This is a genomic window from Vibrio sp. L85 (assembly GCF_963871815.1).
In the GTDB taxonomy this organism is placed as follows: domain Bacteria; phylum Pseudomonadota; class Gammaproteobacteria; order Enterobacterales; family Vibrionaceae; genus Vibrio; species Vibrio harveyi.
In genome coordinates this window covers 80,804-97,761 of the sequence record NZ_CAWMYL010000116.1, presented here as the reverse complement: position 1 = coordinate 97,761, position 16,958 = coordinate 80,804, and the positions used below count along the sequence as shown (strand labels likewise).

Annotated in this window: 14 protein-coding genes; 6 read left to right on the top strand and 8 right to left on the bottom strand. The window is 43.9% G+C overall.

All coding sequences use genetic code 11. The features are described from left to right. Window positions 1-30: 30 nt before the first annotated feature. A complete protein-coding gene (gene topA / locus AACR11_RS12580; RefSeq protein WP_029789004.1) occupies window positions 31-2,661 on the bottom strand; it encodes a type I DNA topoisomerase in 2,631 nt (876 codons plus the stop codon). A gap of 479 nt (window positions 2,662-3,140) precedes the next feature. On the opposite strand from topA, the gene AACR11_RS12575 reads away from it, so the two are divergent. Further along, window positions 3,141-3,389 carry a YciN family protein gene (locus tag AACR11_RS12575; protein WP_005450369.1) on the top strand — a complete coding sequence of 83 codons (249 nt, stop codon included), beginning with the start codon at window positions 3,141-3,143 and terminating at the stop codon, window positions 3,387-3,389. A 65-nt stretch (window positions 3,390-3,454) separates the two neighbouring features. Here the strand turns inward: AACR11_RS12575 and aroA are convergent, their stop codons facing one another. Continuing rightward, a complete protein-coding gene (gene aroA, locus AACR11_RS12570) occupies window positions 3,455-4,735 on the bottom strand; it encodes a 3-phosphoshikimate 1-carboxyvinyltransferase (RefSeq protein ID WP_005450370.1) in 1,281 nt (426 codons plus the stop codon). Between the two features lie 339 nt (window positions 4,736-5,074). After that, entirely contained in the window at window positions 5,075-5,551 is a 477-nt protein-coding gene (locus AACR11_RS12565; protein ID WP_029789003.1) for an outer membrane lipoprotein, read from the bottom strand. Window positions 5,552-5,592: 41 nt separating this feature from the next. Here AACR11_RS12565 and aat point away from each other — a divergent pair, with 41 nt between their 5' ends. The 3 genes from aat (at window position 5,593) to infA (ending at window position 7,300) form a co-directional block, all read left to right on the top strand. Beyond that, window positions 5,593-6,303 carry a leucyl/phenylalanyl-tRNA--protein transferase gene (aat, locus tag AACR11_RS12560; RefSeq protein ID WP_005450374.1) on the top strand — a complete coding sequence of 237 codons (711 nt, stop codon included), beginning with the start codon at window positions 5,593-5,595 and terminating at the stop codon, window positions 6,301-6,303. Beyond that, complete coding sequence (locus AACR11_RS12555) at window positions 6,300-7,001, top strand: arginyltransferase (RefSeq protein ID WP_029789002.1); 702 nt, start codon at window positions 6,300-6,302, stop codon at window positions 6,999-7,001. Before aat ends, AACR11_RS12555 begins: the two co-directional genes overlap by 4 nt. A gap of 80 nt (window positions 7,002-7,081) precedes the next feature. Further along, complete coding sequence (gene infA / locus AACR11_RS12550; RefSeq protein WP_001040192.1) at window positions 7,082-7,300, top strand: translation initiation factor IF-1; 219 nt, start codon at window positions 7,082-7,084, stop codon at window positions 7,298-7,300. 378 nt (window positions 7,301-7,678) lie between these two features. Here infA and clpA read toward each other — a convergent pair whose 3' ends face one another. After that, a complete protein-coding gene (gene clpA, locus AACR11_RS12545; RefSeq protein WP_005449844.1) occupies window positions 7,679-9,949 on the bottom strand; it encodes an ATP-dependent Clp protease ATP-binding subunit ClpA in 2,271 nt (756 codons plus the stop codon). 48 nt (window positions 9,950-9,997) lie between these two features. Further along, a complete protein-coding gene (clpS, locus tag AACR11_RS12540; RefSeq protein ID WP_005427554.1) occupies window positions 9,998-10,318 on the bottom strand; it encodes an ATP-dependent Clp protease adapter ClpS in 321 nt (106 codons plus the stop codon). A gap of 711 nt (window positions 10,319-11,029) precedes the next feature. On the opposite strand from clpS, the gene cspD reads away from it, so the two are divergent. Then, a complete protein-coding gene (gene cspD / locus AACR11_RS12535) occupies window positions 11,030-11,248 on the top strand; it encodes a cold shock domain-containing protein CspD (protein ID WP_005427548.1) in 219 nt (72 codons plus the stop codon). Between the two features lie 129 nt (window positions 11,249-11,377). Here cspD and AACR11_RS12530 read toward each other — a convergent pair whose 3' ends face one another. After that, window positions 11,378-13,603 (bottom strand): NADP-dependent isocitrate dehydrogenase, encoded by a 2,226-nt coding sequence (locus tag AACR11_RS12530; protein ID WP_029788998.1) that lies wholly within the window; start codon window positions 13,601-13,603, stop codon window positions 11,378-11,380. A 371-nt stretch (window positions 13,604-13,974) separates the two neighbouring features. Between AACR11_RS12530 and AACR11_RS12525 the strand changes: the two genes are divergently transcribed. After that, entirely contained in the window at window positions 13,975-14,679 is a 705-nt protein-coding gene (locus AACR11_RS12525; RefSeq protein ID WP_005449848.1) for a pseudouridine synthase, read from the top strand. Between the two features lie 97 nt (window positions 14,680-14,776). Here the strand turns inward: AACR11_RS12525 and AACR11_RS12520 are convergent, their stop codons facing one another. Both AACR11_RS12520 and AACR11_RS12515 read right to left on the bottom strand, forming a co-directional pair. Further along, window positions 14,777-15,442, bottom strand: coding sequence for a DUF2057 family protein (locus AACR11_RS12520; RefSeq protein WP_017188321.1), 666 nt, complete (start codon window positions 15,440-15,442; stop codon window positions 14,777-14,779). A gap of 261 nt (window positions 15,443-15,703) precedes the next feature. Continuing rightward, window positions 15,704-16,699 (bottom strand): porin, encoded by a 996-nt coding sequence (locus AACR11_RS12515; protein ID WP_005449852.1) that lies wholly within the window; start codon window positions 16,697-16,699, stop codon window positions 15,704-15,706. Window positions 16,700-16,958 lie beyond the last annotated feature (259 nt).

Here is a 16,958-nt window from a genome sequence, read left to right as displayed (position 1 = left end):
TGAGCTGCCTTATCGATTCAATCTCTAGGATTATGCTTTCGCTTTTTTGCGCTTGTCCGTGATTTCCCACTTACCATCGATAAACAATGCCGTCCAACCACTTGGTTTGCCATTGTCTTCAGTGCGCACGTAGTTCTCTTTGCTCTTGCGGCTAAAGCGAACAACAGCAGGGCGACCATCAGGGTCCGCAGTTGGCGCGGTAGTCAGATACTTAAACTTCTCAGGAAGACGTTCTTCGAAGCGAGCAAGTTCAGAAACTAATGGTGCACGAGTCTCACGTGATTTAGGGAAGTTACTCGCAGCCATAAACAGACCAGAAGCACCATCACGTAAAACAAAGTACGCATCTGAGTTTTCACATGGAAGTTCAGGGAAATGAACTGGATCTTCTTTCGGCGGTGCTACTTCACCGTTCTTAAGGATCTTACGAGTGTTCTTACACGTTTCACTTGTACAATCCATGTATTTACCGAAGCGACCGTTCTTAAGCACCATGTCAGAACCACACTTGTCACACTCAACAACTGGACCATCATAGCCTTTCACTTTGAATTCGCCATGCTCGACGATGTAGCCTTCACAGTTCGGGTTGTTACCACAAACGTGCATCTTGCGTTTATCATCGATCAAGTATGCGTCCATCGCCGTTTCACAGATAGGACAACGCTTCTTAGCACGCAGAGCTGCTGTTTCCACATCTTCTTCTAGAACGTTGATGATACCGTCTTCGTCACCCAAGTTGATGGTTGTCTTGCAACGCTCCTTAGGTGGCAATGCGTAACCAGAACAGCCTAGGAATACGCCTGTTGACGCGGTACGAATACCCATAGGACGGCTACAAGTCGGACACTCGATATCTGTCATCACAATGTGATTCAACTTCATGCCGCCTTCGTTCTCGTCTTGCTCCGCTTTCTCTAGATCGCCAGTGAAGTCTGTGAAGAAGTTATCTAGAACATCTTTCCACATCACATCGCCTTCAGCGATTTGGTCAAGCTTCTGCTCCATACGCGCAGTGAAGTCGTAGTTCATTAGATCGTTGAAACTGTCATCCAGACGGTCAGTAACAATCTCGCCCATCTTCTCTGCGTAGAAACGACGCTGTTCTACTTTTACGTAGCCGCGATCTTGGATCGTAGAGATGATTGAAGCGTATGTAGAAGGACGACCAATGCCGCGCTTCTCAAGTTCTTTTACCAGCGCCGCTTCTGTGAAACGTGCTGGTGGCTTGGTAAAGTGCTGTTTAGGATCTAGTGATTCAAGATCTAGCTTATCGCCCAGTTGAACAGCAGGAAGAATCGTATCTTCGTTTTTACCCATTGGGCGTTGAACGCGAGTCCAACCATCAAACTTAAGAATACGACCTTTCGCTTTTAGCGTGTACTCAGCCGCTTTCACACTGATGGTGGTTGAATCGTATTCTGCAGGCGTCATTTGACACGCAACGAATTGATTCCAAATCAGCGCGTACAGCTTATGTGCGTCCGCATCAACACCTTGTAGGTCTTCAGCTTTCACAGCAACATCGGAAGGACGAATTGCTTCGTGCGCTTCTTGTGCGCCTTCTTTGCTACCGTATGTTAGCGGTTTAGCTGGAAGGTATTTGTCACCGAACTCAGAACCGATGAAACCGCGAACTGCATCTACTGCTTCCGCGCTCAAGTTGGTTGAGTCGGTACGCATATAGGTGATGTAACCCGCTTCGTATAGACGCTGCGCCAGCATCATTGTCTTCTTAACGCCGTAGCCTAAACGAGTACTCGCTGCTTGCTGAAGTGTAGACGTAATGTATGGTGCAGACGGCTTACTTTTCGTTGGGCGGTCTTCACGCTTACATACTTCGTAGCTTGCGTTTTCCAGTACCGACATCGCCGCCTTGGTTTCAGCCTCGTTAACTGGCTTAAACGCAACGCCATCTTTCTGCGCAACAAGCAGTTTGAACGCCGTCTTATCTTTTGTGTGCGTATTTGCGTTGATATCCCAGAATTCTTCTGGAATGAAAGCGTTGATTTCACGCTCACGCTCAACCAGTAGTTTAACCGCTACTGATTGTACACGACCAGCAGACAGACCACGCGCCACTTTCTTCCATAGCAATGGAGAAACCATGAAACCTACTACACGGTCCATGAATCGACGTGCTTGTTGTGCGTTAACACCATCCATGTTTAGCTCACCAGGCGTCTGGAAAGCTTGCTGGATTGCATTCTTCGTGATCTCGTTAAACACTACGCGTTTGTATCGCTCTTCATCGCCACCGATGATCTCACGAAGGTGCCATGCGATTGCTTCCCCCTCGCGGTCTAAATCGGTTGCGAGATAAACGTAATCAGCATCTTTGGCTAATTTTTGCAGTTCGCTAACGACTTTTTCTTTGCCTGGAAGGATTTGGTAATTCGCATCCCAGTCATGATATGGGTTAATCCCCATTTTTTTGATTAGAGCTTTACGGTCTTTTTCTTTTTTGACACGCGCTTTTTCTTCCGGGCTCATTCCTTTAGTAGAAATGGCTGCGGCTTTTTTCTCACCAGTGCTTTGACCGGCCGTAGGCAGATCACGCACGTGACCAACACTAGACTTAACAATAAAGTCTTTACCAAGGTATTTATTTATCGTCTTAGCCTTGGCTGGTGACTCCACTATAACGAGCGATTTACCCATAACTGACTCTAACGTCCTTCATAATAATGCGGGTAACTAGCACAAAGGAAGCTACCCGCATAATGTTCTATTTCATTGCTTCTTTTTTTACTATTGTGCGAGATGAAAAGAAGATCAACTGCTTTTTTGAAATTCAGATCCGATTGGTTGACAATTCATCGCCTTTGTACTTTGACGAGGCAGGGTACTGCAAAAGGTCTTGAGCGGCATATACTAAGCAGGCAAAGTTTCCTCTCGCTAGTCGAATTCGATAAATTTTGTCTCTCATCACAAAATAATTTGTCTTACGCGATCAGAACGTAAGCTTAAGTTATGCCAGTGAAATATCGGCTATTTGCAGATGAGAATCGCTTCGCTACTCCCTCTATATTAACGTGTGACGTTCGTAAAACACGCAATCACTGTTTTTAGTATGCAAACCCTTCACAATTGTGGGTATACTGCCCCCACTTAAAGTTTCATTGAATGACGAGAATGGTATGTCTGATAGAAAACACATTGAAGAGTTCGACCTTCTTTTAATTGCGAACCAAATCATCCAAGAGCACGATGACTACATTGAAGGCATGCGCGCAACAAGTGTAGAAGAAAAAGACGGTGTTTTGGTGTTTAAAGGTGAGTACTTCTTAGATGAAAAAGGTCTGCCGACAACCAACACTACTGCGGTTTTCAATATGTTTAAGTACCTAGCGCATCACCTTTCAAAAGAGTTCACATTGAACAAGTAAGCGCTTCAAATTCCAATAAAAAAGCCAGAGTCTCTACTCTGGCTTTTCACTTTCAATAAGGCGAATTAGCAGCTTAGTGCCTTCAATTTATCGAAGTAGTCTGGGAAGGTCTTTGACGTACATTTAGGGTCGTTAATCGTCACTGGAGTATCACTCAGTGCCACTAATGAAAAACACATCGCCATGCGGTGATCATCGTAAGTATCAATCGCTGCGTGCGTAAGCTTAGGGACTGGCTTCACGATGATGTAGTCCTCACCCTCTTCTACCTCAGCACCGACTTTACGAAGCTCAGTCGCCATCGCTGAAAGACGATCCGTTTCCTTTACGCGCCAGTTGTATACATTGCGAATTGCGGTTGTACCTTCAGCAAAAAGCGCTGTCGTTGCAATAGTCATTGCTGCATCAGGGATATGGTTATAATCCATATCGATGCCTTTTAACTGACCAACACGAGAAATGACGTAATCATCACCCCATTCGATTTCTGCACCCATTTTTTCAAGTGCATCAGCGAATTGGATATCTCCCTGAATGCTGTTCTTACCAATACCGGTTACTTTTACTTCACCCCCCTTGATGGCGGCTGCGGCCAAAAAGTAAGAAGCAGAAGAAGCATCACCTTCCACCAAAAAATCACCCGGAGCGATATATTGCTGACCAGCTGGAATCACAAACTCTTGGTAATCATTGTTGATTACGTTGACACCAAACTGCTTCATGATATGGAGTGTAATGTCGATGTATGGTTTAGAAACCAACTCACCGTCGATATTGATGCGAATCTCACCATCAGCCAGCGGTGCTGACATTAAAAACGCTGTCAGAAATTGGCTAGAGATTGAACCATCAATCGATACAGAGCCAGACTTAAGTCCAGTACCAGTGATTTTCAGCGGTGGGTAGTTTTCGTTCTCTAGATATTCGACGTCAGCGCCTGCTGCTTTTAAGGCTGTCACTAAGTGACCAATTGGGCGTTCTTTCATGCGAGGTTCGCCAGTAAGAACGTATTCACCTTCACCTAAGCACAAGGCTGCTGCCAATGGGCGCATTGCTGTACCTGCGTTACCCAAAAATAGCTCAACAGGTTCAGAAACAGAAAATGGACGACCAAGCCCCTCTACGACACATTCTGTCTTGTCTTCAGACAACTGATACTGGACACCAAGCTTAGTCAGAGCGTTCAACATGTGGCGAATATCGTCGCTGTCGAGAAGGTTGGTCAACCGAGTCGTGCCTTTTGCTAGAGCGGCAAGAAGCAAAGCTCGATTGGAAACGCTTTTTGATCCAGGAAGGTTCACTTCCCCTTGAATTTTATTGATAGGTTGTAACGTTAGGCTTTCCATTAAAAGTTGTTAATCCTTTGTGCTCTCACTTCACAATTTTTGAGAGCTAAACAATTCTTCGTGAATTCAGACTAACGAAAAAGCCACCACAAAACCAGAGCAAATCTACGCTAATTTTTGAATAATTAGTCAACTTCGTTTTTGCAGTACAAACATATACCCAAGTGACATCAAGATGCATGGTTCAGACCGTTGTCATTGACTCGAGAGCAAAGAAAACAACGCAGTGTATTGGTTGCCAACTTTTGGCTTGGCTCCACTGAACCTTCAAATCCTAACCACGCTAACAAACCAAGCCATTGTCGCTACCCCAAACATCTCGAGGTTACTTAGAAATATCTAATACGCAATATCAACCCTGACACCATCATCAAAATACAGAATGCGTACATCATCACCACGGTTAAACAGCATACTATTATCAACGTCTTGAATGACGTTGATAAGTTTGTTGCCATCAACCTTAATTAGCAGCTCAACCAATTTATACTCAACCGTGTATTCGTAGTTATTTCGATTTCGAACGACTGCGGCCCCCGCGAGTGCGCCCACGGCAGTTGCGACTTCTCTACCTGTGCCACTACCAAATTGGTTGCCAACTAGACCACCAATTGTGGCACCAAGAAGCGTTTCCCAACCGTTACTTTGTGATTGCTTTACTTCTTGTTGAGTTATGTATCGCACAGAATCGACTTTGCCATACACCACTTGATTGACTGGTTTTGCTACATTTCTTTCATAAGCTGCATTGGCGAAAAATGGCAAAAACAGTATGATCCATGCCCATCGTTTTATATTAAGTCTTTCTCTGCTCATAATAAGCTCCTATAGGCTCTGATGTTGGTAAACTTCTCTTTATGGCTATCTATTTAACTGAACTTGATGATTCGCTCTCTTTTCCATCTCCCTATGATGCGCTGAGCGATCCAAACGGTTTATTGGCGTTTGGTGGCGACCTTAACCCCGACCGCATCCTATGTGGCTATCAACAAGGCATTTTCCCTTGGTATGGTCCCGGAGAGCCAATTCTCTGGTGGAGTCCATCACCACGAGCTGTTTTCGATCCTTTGACCTTTACGCCTTCCAAGAGTTTGAAAAAGTTTCAGCGTAAACAACAGTATAAAGTAACGTTAAACAACGCAACCGAACGTGTCATTCAGTTTTGCTCTTCCACCCGCCCTGCGGAAGAGACTTGGCTCAATGACGAGATGCAAGCTTCTTATATCGAGCTTGCAAAGCGTGGTCATTGTCACTCAGTAGAAGTATGGCACGACGATCAATTAATTGGCGGTCTATATGGTATTAGCGTCGGTCGACTTTTTTGTGGTGAGTCGATGTTTAGCCTCAAAGACAATGCTTCAAAAATCGCATTGTGGTATCTGTGCGAACACTTGGCGTCAAATCAAGGTCAATTGATTGATTGTCAGGTGATGAACCCACACCTAGCATCGCTTGGTGCATTTGAACTCCAACGCGACGATTTCATACAAAAACTACTATCTTTAAGAGATAAGAAAACCGATTTGGGCACGTTTGAGCCACAGATTTTGCAGGGCGCGGTATCATGAGCACAGATCTCCAACATATTCGTATTGGGTTAACCAACAACCATCCATGCAGCTATTTACCTGAGCGTGAAGAGCGTGTGGCAGTAGCTCTTGATGCTGATTTGCATACAGAGCAAAGCTATCAAGTATTGATGGCTAATGGTTTCCGCCGCAGTGGAGACACCATTTACAAGCCGCATTGTCAGCACTGTAGTGCTTGTCAACCAATCCGAATCGCAGTACCGGATTTCGTAGCATCCAAAAGCCAGAAACGTTTGCTAAACAAAGGAAAGGCACTGCATTGGGAGATGAAACCTGAGCTCGATTCAAATTGGTTTGAACTCTACAGCCGTTATATTTGCGAACGGCACCAAAATGGTACTATGTATCCACCTCGGGAAGACGAGTTCGCGCGATTTGCTCAAACAACATGGTTAACGACTGGCTTTCTTCATGTTTATGATGACGAAGCGCGCCTAGTAGCCGTTGCTGTCACTGATATTATGGAGCATTGTGCGAGTGCGTTTTACACCTTCTTCGACCCAGGTTATCCTTTGTCTCTCGGGACCTTAGGCGTGCTTTTCCAGCTAGAATACTGCCGACAGCACAACAAACATTGGCTGTATCTAGGGTATCAAATCGATGAATGTCCGGCGATGAACTACAAAACTCGCTTTCAGAGACACCAAAGGCTAGTAAATCAGCGTTGGCAAGGGTAGAATACGCCCCAACTTTACATAATTACTGTTTAGCGGCAAAATTAGCCCGCTAATACCGCCTAATTTCTAAAGAGGATTAAATGGCTAAAGAAGACGTAATTGAGATGCAAGGCACTGTGCTTGACACTCTACCAAACACTATGTTCCGCGTTGAACTTGAAAACGGTCACGTTGTGACTGCACATATCTCTGGCAAGATGCGTAAGAACTACATCCGTATCCTTACTGGTGATAAAGTAACTGTAGAGATGACTCCATACGACCTATCTAAAGGTCGCATCGTCTTCCGTGCTCGTTAATCTCTGATTTTCGAATACAATAAAAAACGGAGCTCGTAGCTCCGTTTTTTATTGCTTGTCATTTGCTTTAAAAACCAGACTGGCTTTGGAAATTCAATTCACGCTACAAGCTATACTCAAGTGACTTCAAGTTACAGGATTCAGAGCGTTGTCACTGATTCTCTGTTTACCGAAAGTAAGCAAGGAAGACAACGAAGCGAAATAGCCAGCGTTTCAAATAGTCGCCTCGCCTTCAAATCAAGTCAAGTCAAGTCAAGTCAAGTCAAGTCAAGTCATTCTCGCTGAACCAAGCTCATTGAGGTTAATTGAGAATATAATAGCAGACATAAAAAAGCGCACGACTAAGCGCACGCTTTTAGAACTCAACAAGACCTAAGCTTAGTGAAGCGCAGCTTCTTTCTCACTTAAGTACTCAAACTTAAGCTCGTCTTTCACCAACGTAACTTTCACTGTACCACCGTCAACCAGTGATCCAAACAGAAGTTCATTCGCCAAAGGTTTCTTAAGCTGCTCTTGGATAACACGTCCCATAGGGCGAGCTCCCATCGCTTTGTCGTACCCCTTGTGAGCCAACCAATGACGCGCATCTTGCGATACTTCCATCGACACACCACGAGCGTCCAGTTGCACTTGTAGCTCCACGATGAATTTGTCAACCACTTGATGGATAACCGTTTCATCTAGGCTATTGAACCAAATGATATTGTCTAGACGGTTACGGAACTCAGGGGTAAATACCTTTTTGATTTCCGCCATCGCATCATGACTGTTGTCTTGTTGGATAAGACCGATCGATTTCTTCTCAGTTTCAGCTACACCTGCGTTCGTGGTCATTACAAGGATCACGTTGCGGAAGTCCGCTTTGCGACCGTTGTTGTCCGTTAGCGTACCGTTATCCATCACTTGCAGTAGCAAATTAAAGATATCCGGGTGTGCTTTTTCAATCTCATCAAGCAGCACGACCGAATGAGGATGTTTAATCACCGCATCCGTCAATAGACCACCTTGGTCGTAGCCAACATAACCTGGAGGCGCACCAATCAAGCGACTGACCGAGTGACGCTCACCATATTCAGACATATCAAAGCGCAGTAGCTCAATGCCTAGCAGTTTAGAAAGCTGAACGGTAACTTCTGTTTTACCAACGCCTGTTGGACCTGCAAACAGGAATGAGCCAACAGGTTTGTTATCCACACCAAGACCAGCACGAGATAGCTTGATTGCTTCTGACAGCGCATCGATTGCCGTATCTTGACCAAACACAAGCATCTTCATCTTGTCATCCAGATTCTTCAGAATGTCTTTATCTGAAGATGATACTGATTTCTCTGGAATACGTGCCATCTTAGCGACCATCGCTTCGATGTCTGCAACACCAACGGTCTTTTTACGACGACTTGCTGGCGCTAGACGACTGCGGGCGCCTGCTTCATCAATAACGTCGATCGCTTTGTCTGGCAAGTGACGCTCGTTGATGTACTTCGCTGACAGCTCTACCGCTGCACGCAACGCTTTGTTGGTATAACGTACTTCGTGGTGCGCTTCATACTTAGGTTTCAAACCAATTAGGATTTTGGTTGTATCATCCAGAGAAGGCTCTACCACATCGATCTTTTGGAAACGACGGGACAATGCACGCTCTTTCTCAAAGATGTTGCTGTACTCTTGGTACGTCGTTGAACCGATACAACGCAACTTACCACTACTTAGTAGAGGCTTGATCAGGTTAGCGGCATCGACTTGACCACCAGAAGCGGCACCCGCACCAATGATGGTATGAATTTCATCGATAAACAGGATCGCGTCTTCTTCTTTCTCTAGCTGCTTTAACACAGACTTAAAGCGCTTCTCGAAATCACCACGGTATTTAGTACCAGCGAGTAAAGAGCCAATATCCAGTGAGTAAATCACACTGTTTTGAATCACTTCAGGAACCTGCCCCTCAACGATTCTCCAAGCGAGACCTTCGGCAATCGCCGTTTTACCTACGCCAGCTTCACCCACAAGTAATGGGTTATTTTTGCGGCGGCGACAAAGTACTTGGATTGTACGCTCTAGCTCTTTATCACGACCAATAAGAGGGTCGATATTACCGGCTTTTGCAACTTGGTTTAGATTTGTAGCAAAGCTTTCTAAACGTTCTTCTGGGTTGGTTTCTTCAGGCGCTTCCGAGCCAAAAGAGTCGGACGAAGAAGAGTCTTCGCTTGAACCAGAAGCTTTGGTAATACCATGAGAGATAAAGTTAACGATATCCAAACGAGAGATATCATTCTTTTTCAGCAGATAAGCGGCGTGAGACTCTTGCTCACTAAAAATAGCAACAAGAACGTTTGCCCCGGTCACTTCGCTTCGACCAGACGACTGAACATGGAAGACGGCGCGTTGAAGTACACGCTGGAAACTCAATGTCGGCTGGGTTTCGCGCGTCTCATCGCTTTCTGGGATGAGCGGCGTTGTTTGGTCGATAAAAATATCGAGTTCGTTACGCAAAGCATCAAGGTCCGCTTTGCAGGCTAGAAGGGCTTCCTTAGCTGCATCATTCTCCAATAATGCAAGTAGGAGGTGTTCGACAGTCATGAACTCGTGGCGTTTGTCACGTGCACGAGCGAATGCACCGTTAAGGCTTGACTCTAGTTCTTTATTTAGCATAAGTACCTCCCGAAAGAACAACTTTGGTTGCTCGAGCAAGTCTTCTTATTACGCTTGCTCCATAGTACATAGTAGCGGATGCTCATTTTCCCTTGAGTACATCGTCACTTGCGCTACTTTTGTTTCGGCAATTTCTGCGCTGTATGTGCCACAAATTGCCTTTCCTTCATAGTGAATCTTGAGCATGATTTGCGTTGCTTTATCAATATCATGTGAAAAGAATCGCTCAAGCACCTCTATGACGAAATCCATAGGTGTATAGTCATCATTATTGAGTACAACGTTGTATAGCTTTGGCGGCTGAACTTTTGTACTTTCTCGCTCCAGAAGATCTGAGTCTGGAGTCACCCATTCAAAATTTTTACTCATGGCAATTCAAAGATATCGTATCAAAGGGTTGATGTTTTCGACCTATAAAAACAATCTACCATAAGCATGCCGTGCGGTGTAGTGAGATATGACACCTAATTCGATTTTGATAGATAAAATTTGCGTCCTCATATAGAGACTAATGCACCTCCGGCAGGCGCGCAAATAAAAGATTTTTATCTCTTAGAACGGTTATTTTTTGCTGTTAGAACTATCAATTTTTGCTCTGTTTCCATATAACCGATAAACATTCTTAAACTGCCAAGATCACACTTACAACGGAAAAGTCGCTAAATATCACGAAAACATCACTTTTTATTCATTTAGTAGAATCTTCTAATGTACACACTTGGTTTAGAATGCCCTCGCTCTATTTCAATACCTTGCAGACCTTTTATCTAAACTTCGGCGAACCACCTCGATTGAGTTTGCAAAATTGTTAATCTCAAAAGTGATTTGTTTTCAAATATGTTTCTTAATGTTGTCTTTCACTATTGACTGACGAGATTCATTGACTACAGTGGAAAGTGTTGATGCATAAATCCTCATTCTGAATTTGTTGGATTTCTAACAATTTGATGAATGTGGATGTGCACACTCGACGTGTGTTAGCAATTACTAGCATAGCAAGGCTAACAATGAGACCAAGCTGAAGGGATGGCTTGGGTGAAGTAACAACATCAGTAAAAAATGCATGAGGGATGTAAAAGCATGGCTACAGGTACAGTAAAGTGGTTTAACAACGCCAAAGGATTTGGGTTTATTTGTTCAGACGAAGAGGAAGGAGACATTTTCGCCCACTACTCAACTATCCAAATGGACGGTTATCGTACACTGAAAGCAGGCCAACAAGTCTCATACGAGATTGAAAAAGGTCCAAAAGGTTCACACGCAAGCAGCGTTGTTCCAATAGAAGGCCAAGCCAAATAAATAGAGCGCTGTCGGAAAGACAAACCATTTGCTCTCGTAGAAGCACACGAGCTTTTATGAAGAGAAAAATAAACCCGCGTAAAGCGGGTTTATTGTTTCTATAGGTCTACCGAAGTAGCGTGTACAAGATTATTTATTGATAATAGCGTTCAGCGTTGCGCTTGGACGCATCAATGTAGACGCTAGAGAATCATCAAGAGAGTAGTAACCACCTAGCTCGCCTTTTACACCCTGCGCGTTGTTTAGCTCAGACACAATCGCTTCCTCTTGCTCTGCCAACGCTTTTGCGACAGGGGCAAACTCTGCTGCAAGATCCGCGTCTTCTGTTTGCTCAGCCAATGCTTTCGCCCAGTACGATGCTAAGTAGTAATGGCTACCACGGTTATCCAACTCACCTACTTTACGAGAAGGTGATTTATTTTCGTCTAAGAACTCGCCTGTTGCTTTATCAAGAGCGTCAGCAAGAACTTGAGCCTTCGCATTGCCCGCCACAGAGCTTAGGTGCTCTAGAGAAGCTGCCAGCGCAAGGAACTCACCTAGAGAATCCCAACGTAAGTGGTTTTCTTTTTCAACTTGCTGAACGTGCTTAGGTGCCGAACCTCCTGCTCCCGTTTCAAATAGACCACCACCGTTCATTAGCGGAACGATAGATAGCATCTTCGCTGAAGTACCAAGCTCCAAAATTGGGAACAAATCGGTCAGGTAATCACGCAATACGTTACCCGTTACAGAAATGGTATCTAGACCTTCTTTGATACGCTCTAGAGAGAATTTACATGCATCGATTGGCGCAAGGATCTTAATTTCTAGACCTGAAGTGTCGTGTGCTGGAAGGTAGGCATTCACTTTTTTGATAAGTTCTGCATCATGAGCACGCGCTTCATCAAGCCAGAACACAGCCGGCGCACCCGAAGCACGAGCACGAGTTACCGCAAGTTTCACCCAATCTTGGATTGGCGCATCTTTGACCTGACACATACGGAAGATGTCACCTTCTTCTACTTCTTGCTCAAGAAGAACCGCACCAGAAGCATCTACAACACGTACAGTACCTGCTGCATCTAAAATGAATGTCTTATCGTGTGAACCGTATTCTTCAGCTTTCTGAGCCATTAGACCTACGTTTGGTACGCTACCCATAGTTGTTGGGTCAAATGCACCATGTTCTTTACAAAAATCGATAACCGCTTGGTAAATACCTGCATAGCTACGATCTGGAATCATTGCTTTAGTATCTTTCTGTTTGCCGTCTGGTCCCCACATTTGACCAGATGCACGCAGCATTGCTGGCATAGAAGCATCAACGATGATGTCACTTGGTACGTGCAGATTGGTAATACCGCGATCTGAGTCAACCATCGCGAGTGCTGGTTGTGTTTCGTATACCGCAAGGATCGCCGCTTCGATTTCCGCTTTTTGTTCAGCAGGTAGCGCATCGATCTTCGCGTATACGTCACCGATACCATTGTTTACATCAACGCCTAGCTCTTCGAATAGCTTGCCGTATTTCGCAAACACGTCTTTGTAGTAAACCTTAACAGCATGACCAAAGATAACTGGATCCGATACCTTCATCATGGTCGCTTTCATGTGTAGAGAGAGCAAAACGTCTTGCTGTTTTGCTTCTGCAATTTCCTTCTCAAAGAACTCAACAAGCGCTTTCTTGTTCATTACCGAACAATCGATCACTTCTTTGTCTTGTAAAGGGAACGCCGATTTAAGTTCTTTCACCGAACCATCTGCAGCGACAAATTCAATTTTTACGTCAGTAGCACCAGAAACGGTTGCCGATTTTTCACTACCGAAGAAGTCGTTGTCTGCCATGCTTGAAACATGAGATTGAGAATCCGCTGACCATGCACCCATTGAGTGTGGGTTCTTCTTCGCGTAATTCTTTACTGAAAGTGGCGCACGACGGTCTGAGTTACCTTCGCGTAGAACCGGGTTAACCGCACTACCTTTGATTTTGTCGTAAGTCGCTTTAATCGCTTCTTCTTCGTAAGTGCTCGGCTCTTCTGGGTAGTTTGGTAGCTCATAGCCTTTTGCTTGCAGCTCTTTGATAGCAGCTTTTAACTGCGGGATAGATGCAGAAATGTTTGGAAGTTTGATGATGTTTGCTTCTGGCGTTTTCGCCAACTCGCCAAGTTCTGCTAGCGCGTCACCGATGCGCTGTTCTTCTTTTAAATGCTCTGGGAAGTTAGCGATGATACGACCTGCTAACGAAATATCACGAGTATCTACATTAATGCCAGACGATGCAGTAAATGATTGAATGATTGGTAGTAATGAATAGGTTGCTAACGCCGGGGCTTCATCAGTGATTGTGTAGATAATTGTAGGTTTTTCTGTAGGCATGAAATTTCCCTATTTTTTACTCAACTAAGCTGAACAACTCAGCAACTGAGTTCGTTGAATTTACGCATTGCTTAACGTTAGTAGTGCATTCCTCCTCACCAACGTGACATGCGGTTTGCACTCTTTCTTATAGTTTGAAGCTCTATGGCTCTCTATCCATGAGTGCACTTTGTGCCAAGTTTGCTTTCATGAAGTTCTTTTGCAAAAACACCTCTCTAAAAGCAACTTGGCTATATCATTAAACAAATAACACGAAATAGTCTATTATTCTGTGCGCTTTTGTTAGTTTTAGGCGCGCAAATGATAGCCGATAAGAAGAAAACTTAAAACTTTCAAACACAGTTCATTTACATTTTTGCAAGGTAGTTAACATGTCATCTCGCACGGGTCATGAAAAAGGTCGCCGTAGTAACCACTCTAAACCGAGCCATTTTAAACGCTCAGGCAAGTCAAACCATTCAAATGGACAGGCGAAAAATCGACCAGGGCGCTCTACCCGTTCATCAAAGTCAACAAAACCACGCATTACACCAGAAGACCGTAAGGTGATCATCTTCAACAAACCTTATGATACGTTGAGCCAATTTACCGATGGAGATGGTCGTAAAACGTTAGCGGATTACATCCCTGTCAAAGATGTATACGCGGCAGGACGGTTAGATAGAGATAGCGAAGGTCTGATGGTGCTAACAAATGATGGCATCTTGCAAGCAAAGTTGACACAACCTCAATCAAAGTCGCCAAAAACTTACTGGGTACAAGTAGATGGAGCACCTAATGAAGAGGACTTGGAAAAACTTCGTAAAGGTGTTGAATTGAAAGATGGCATGACATTACCAGCAAAAGTAGAAGTGATGCCTGAACCAAAGATCTGGGATAGAAATCCGCCCGTTCGGTTTAGAGCTAATATTCCTACAACTTGGCTAGCAATTACGATCATTGAAGGTCGAAATCGCCAAGTACGACGAATGACAGCACATATTGGCTTCCCGACACTGCGTTTAGTACGTTACTCCATGGGTGATATTGCGCTTGACGACTTGAAGCCGGGAGAATGGCGAGAAGTCACTCTCTAAGCTCGTCTAAGCTCGCACATCAAAAAACACCCACATCAAAAAATATAAAAAGCAGGTCAAGACCTGCTTTTTATATTTTTGTCGTCACCAATAATATTTATTGTTGAGCAACCCACTTCATGAATGCCTGACGTTCTTCGTCTGTCATTTCTAGGTAGGCAATCTTCGCTTTTGTTACCGGTGATTTTACTCTTTGCGCGCTTTTGCTAGTTGCCGTTACAGCCGTCGCTGCTTGTAGCTCAGACAATTCGACTCTCTTACCGTTAGCAAAGAAAACGCCATTAGCTTCATTGTATTCCGCTAGTTGCTCATCTAGGTTTGAGTAAGGGAACGCACCTTTCTCACCTGGCATTTTATATTGAGAGTAATCAATAGACTTATCGTTGAAACTTACTTTCCAGTCCATTTTGTCTTGTTCGAACAACTTCTCAGCCTGACGTTGCTCTCTAAAAGACGGCGCATCAATGTATAGCTTTCCTGCACCTGCACTCAAGCCGATAATATATGGTGAGGATTTAACTTGGGTACGCTTTTCACCACGACCAATCCCCTTATTAACTTTAACCACAATTTGGTTTGAGCCTTCAACTAGGGGAAACGGTGCACTCAAATCGTCCGCATCAACGCCATTTACAAACAGCACTTGAACGCCTTGAGCGGTAGTTAGGGTTGCTGATGCATCAGCTTTATTTGTTGTGTCTGCGCTCGCTGTTGTCCCAAATAGCCCAAGAACAAATGCTACAGTCCAAGCTTTTAGTCTCATATCCTAATAACCTTAAAATTCAATTAATTACATCAACAGTGTTAAATCTCGTTTACCGTTCATCACAGTTTGAGGAAATCATTGAAGAAAAGCCAATGATTTCTACATAACTCACTGTAGATAATTGGTAAACGCACTCAACCCTTGACGTTTCACACTCTTTCACATTGACCAGAGTTCAAGAAGGATTTGCTTATATACTCTATAGAAAAAAGGTCGCAATAACTGCGACCTTTTACTATATCTACTTAAGTTCAGTAATTAGAACGTGTAGTAAACACCAGCAAGAACTAGAGTATCTTCAAGTTTCGCAGTGCCGTTGTCAGCTTCTGCTACTGAGTATTCTAGGAATGAAAGAACGTTGCTAGTCACTGCGTAATCAGCACCAAACGTGTAGTAGTTAGCATCTGCGTCTGAGTCATCAATATCAGTGAAACCGAATGAAGTGTAAACTCGAGCTTCATTCATTTGGTATGCAGCAACAGCAGACCAAGTGTTTACGTCAACGTTGTCCCACTCTTCAGCAATGTAGTTAACCGCTGTAGAGAAGTTATCCATGTTGAAGCGAGCTGCGATACCCAAAATTTTGTGGTCTACAGTCGTTTTAACATCAGCGAATTTAACTTCTGCTTTACCTTGATCTTGGTAAGAAGCACCTACGGTGAACATGTCGTTGATTACGTATTGTGCAGATAGACCGAATGCAGTATCAACATTTTCGTCTTGATTTAAGTATGCATCTGCAATAACAGTAAGCTGGTCAAAGCTGCCCTTAACAGATACTGCGTGACCAGCACTTTCAAGAGAACCTAGGAAGTCATCAGCGTAACCGTAACCTTCGTTAGTGTTGTCGATTGTGATCGCGTCTAGAGAGTCACCGAAGTCACCAATTTCACCAACAGCAACACCCCAGTTATCACCGAAGTAAGCACCAAAGTAAAGGTCGTCTGTGCTAACCTTGTTGTTGTCTGCGTCGTAACCGAAACCGTTACCGTTTTCTAGCTCAAATGAGCCAAACACTTTAACGTCATCGTTGATTTTATGAGTAGCATCAACTTGAACTTTTGCCCATAGGTCAATGTCAAGGTCGTTTTTCTTGATTTGCTTGCCTGCTAGCTTAGCTTCTCTTGTACTTAGGTAAGTATCGATCTCACCCTTAAGGTTGAAAGAAGTTGTACCGTTGTCGTAGATGTTGCCTGCTGCTAGTGCAGACGTAGAGATGCCTGCTACTGCAAGAGCTACTAGAGTCTTTTTCATAATTAATCCACTGCCTTTTCTTAGATTGGGATATCCTTTCCGATTCCCTTTTTTATATTTTTGAGGTCGCTTGTTATCAAATCGCAACAATGCTTTACCTGCAAAATCTGGGCACTAGAGTGCAAAAGATTATTCTGGCTGTCAAATTTTCTAAATCACAACATCAAAAAACAAAAAAATCTTTATTTTACAGCAACATAGAAATTTAAGTTTCAATTATTCGATGAAGATCTAAACAATCGACTTGATTTTTCTTAAT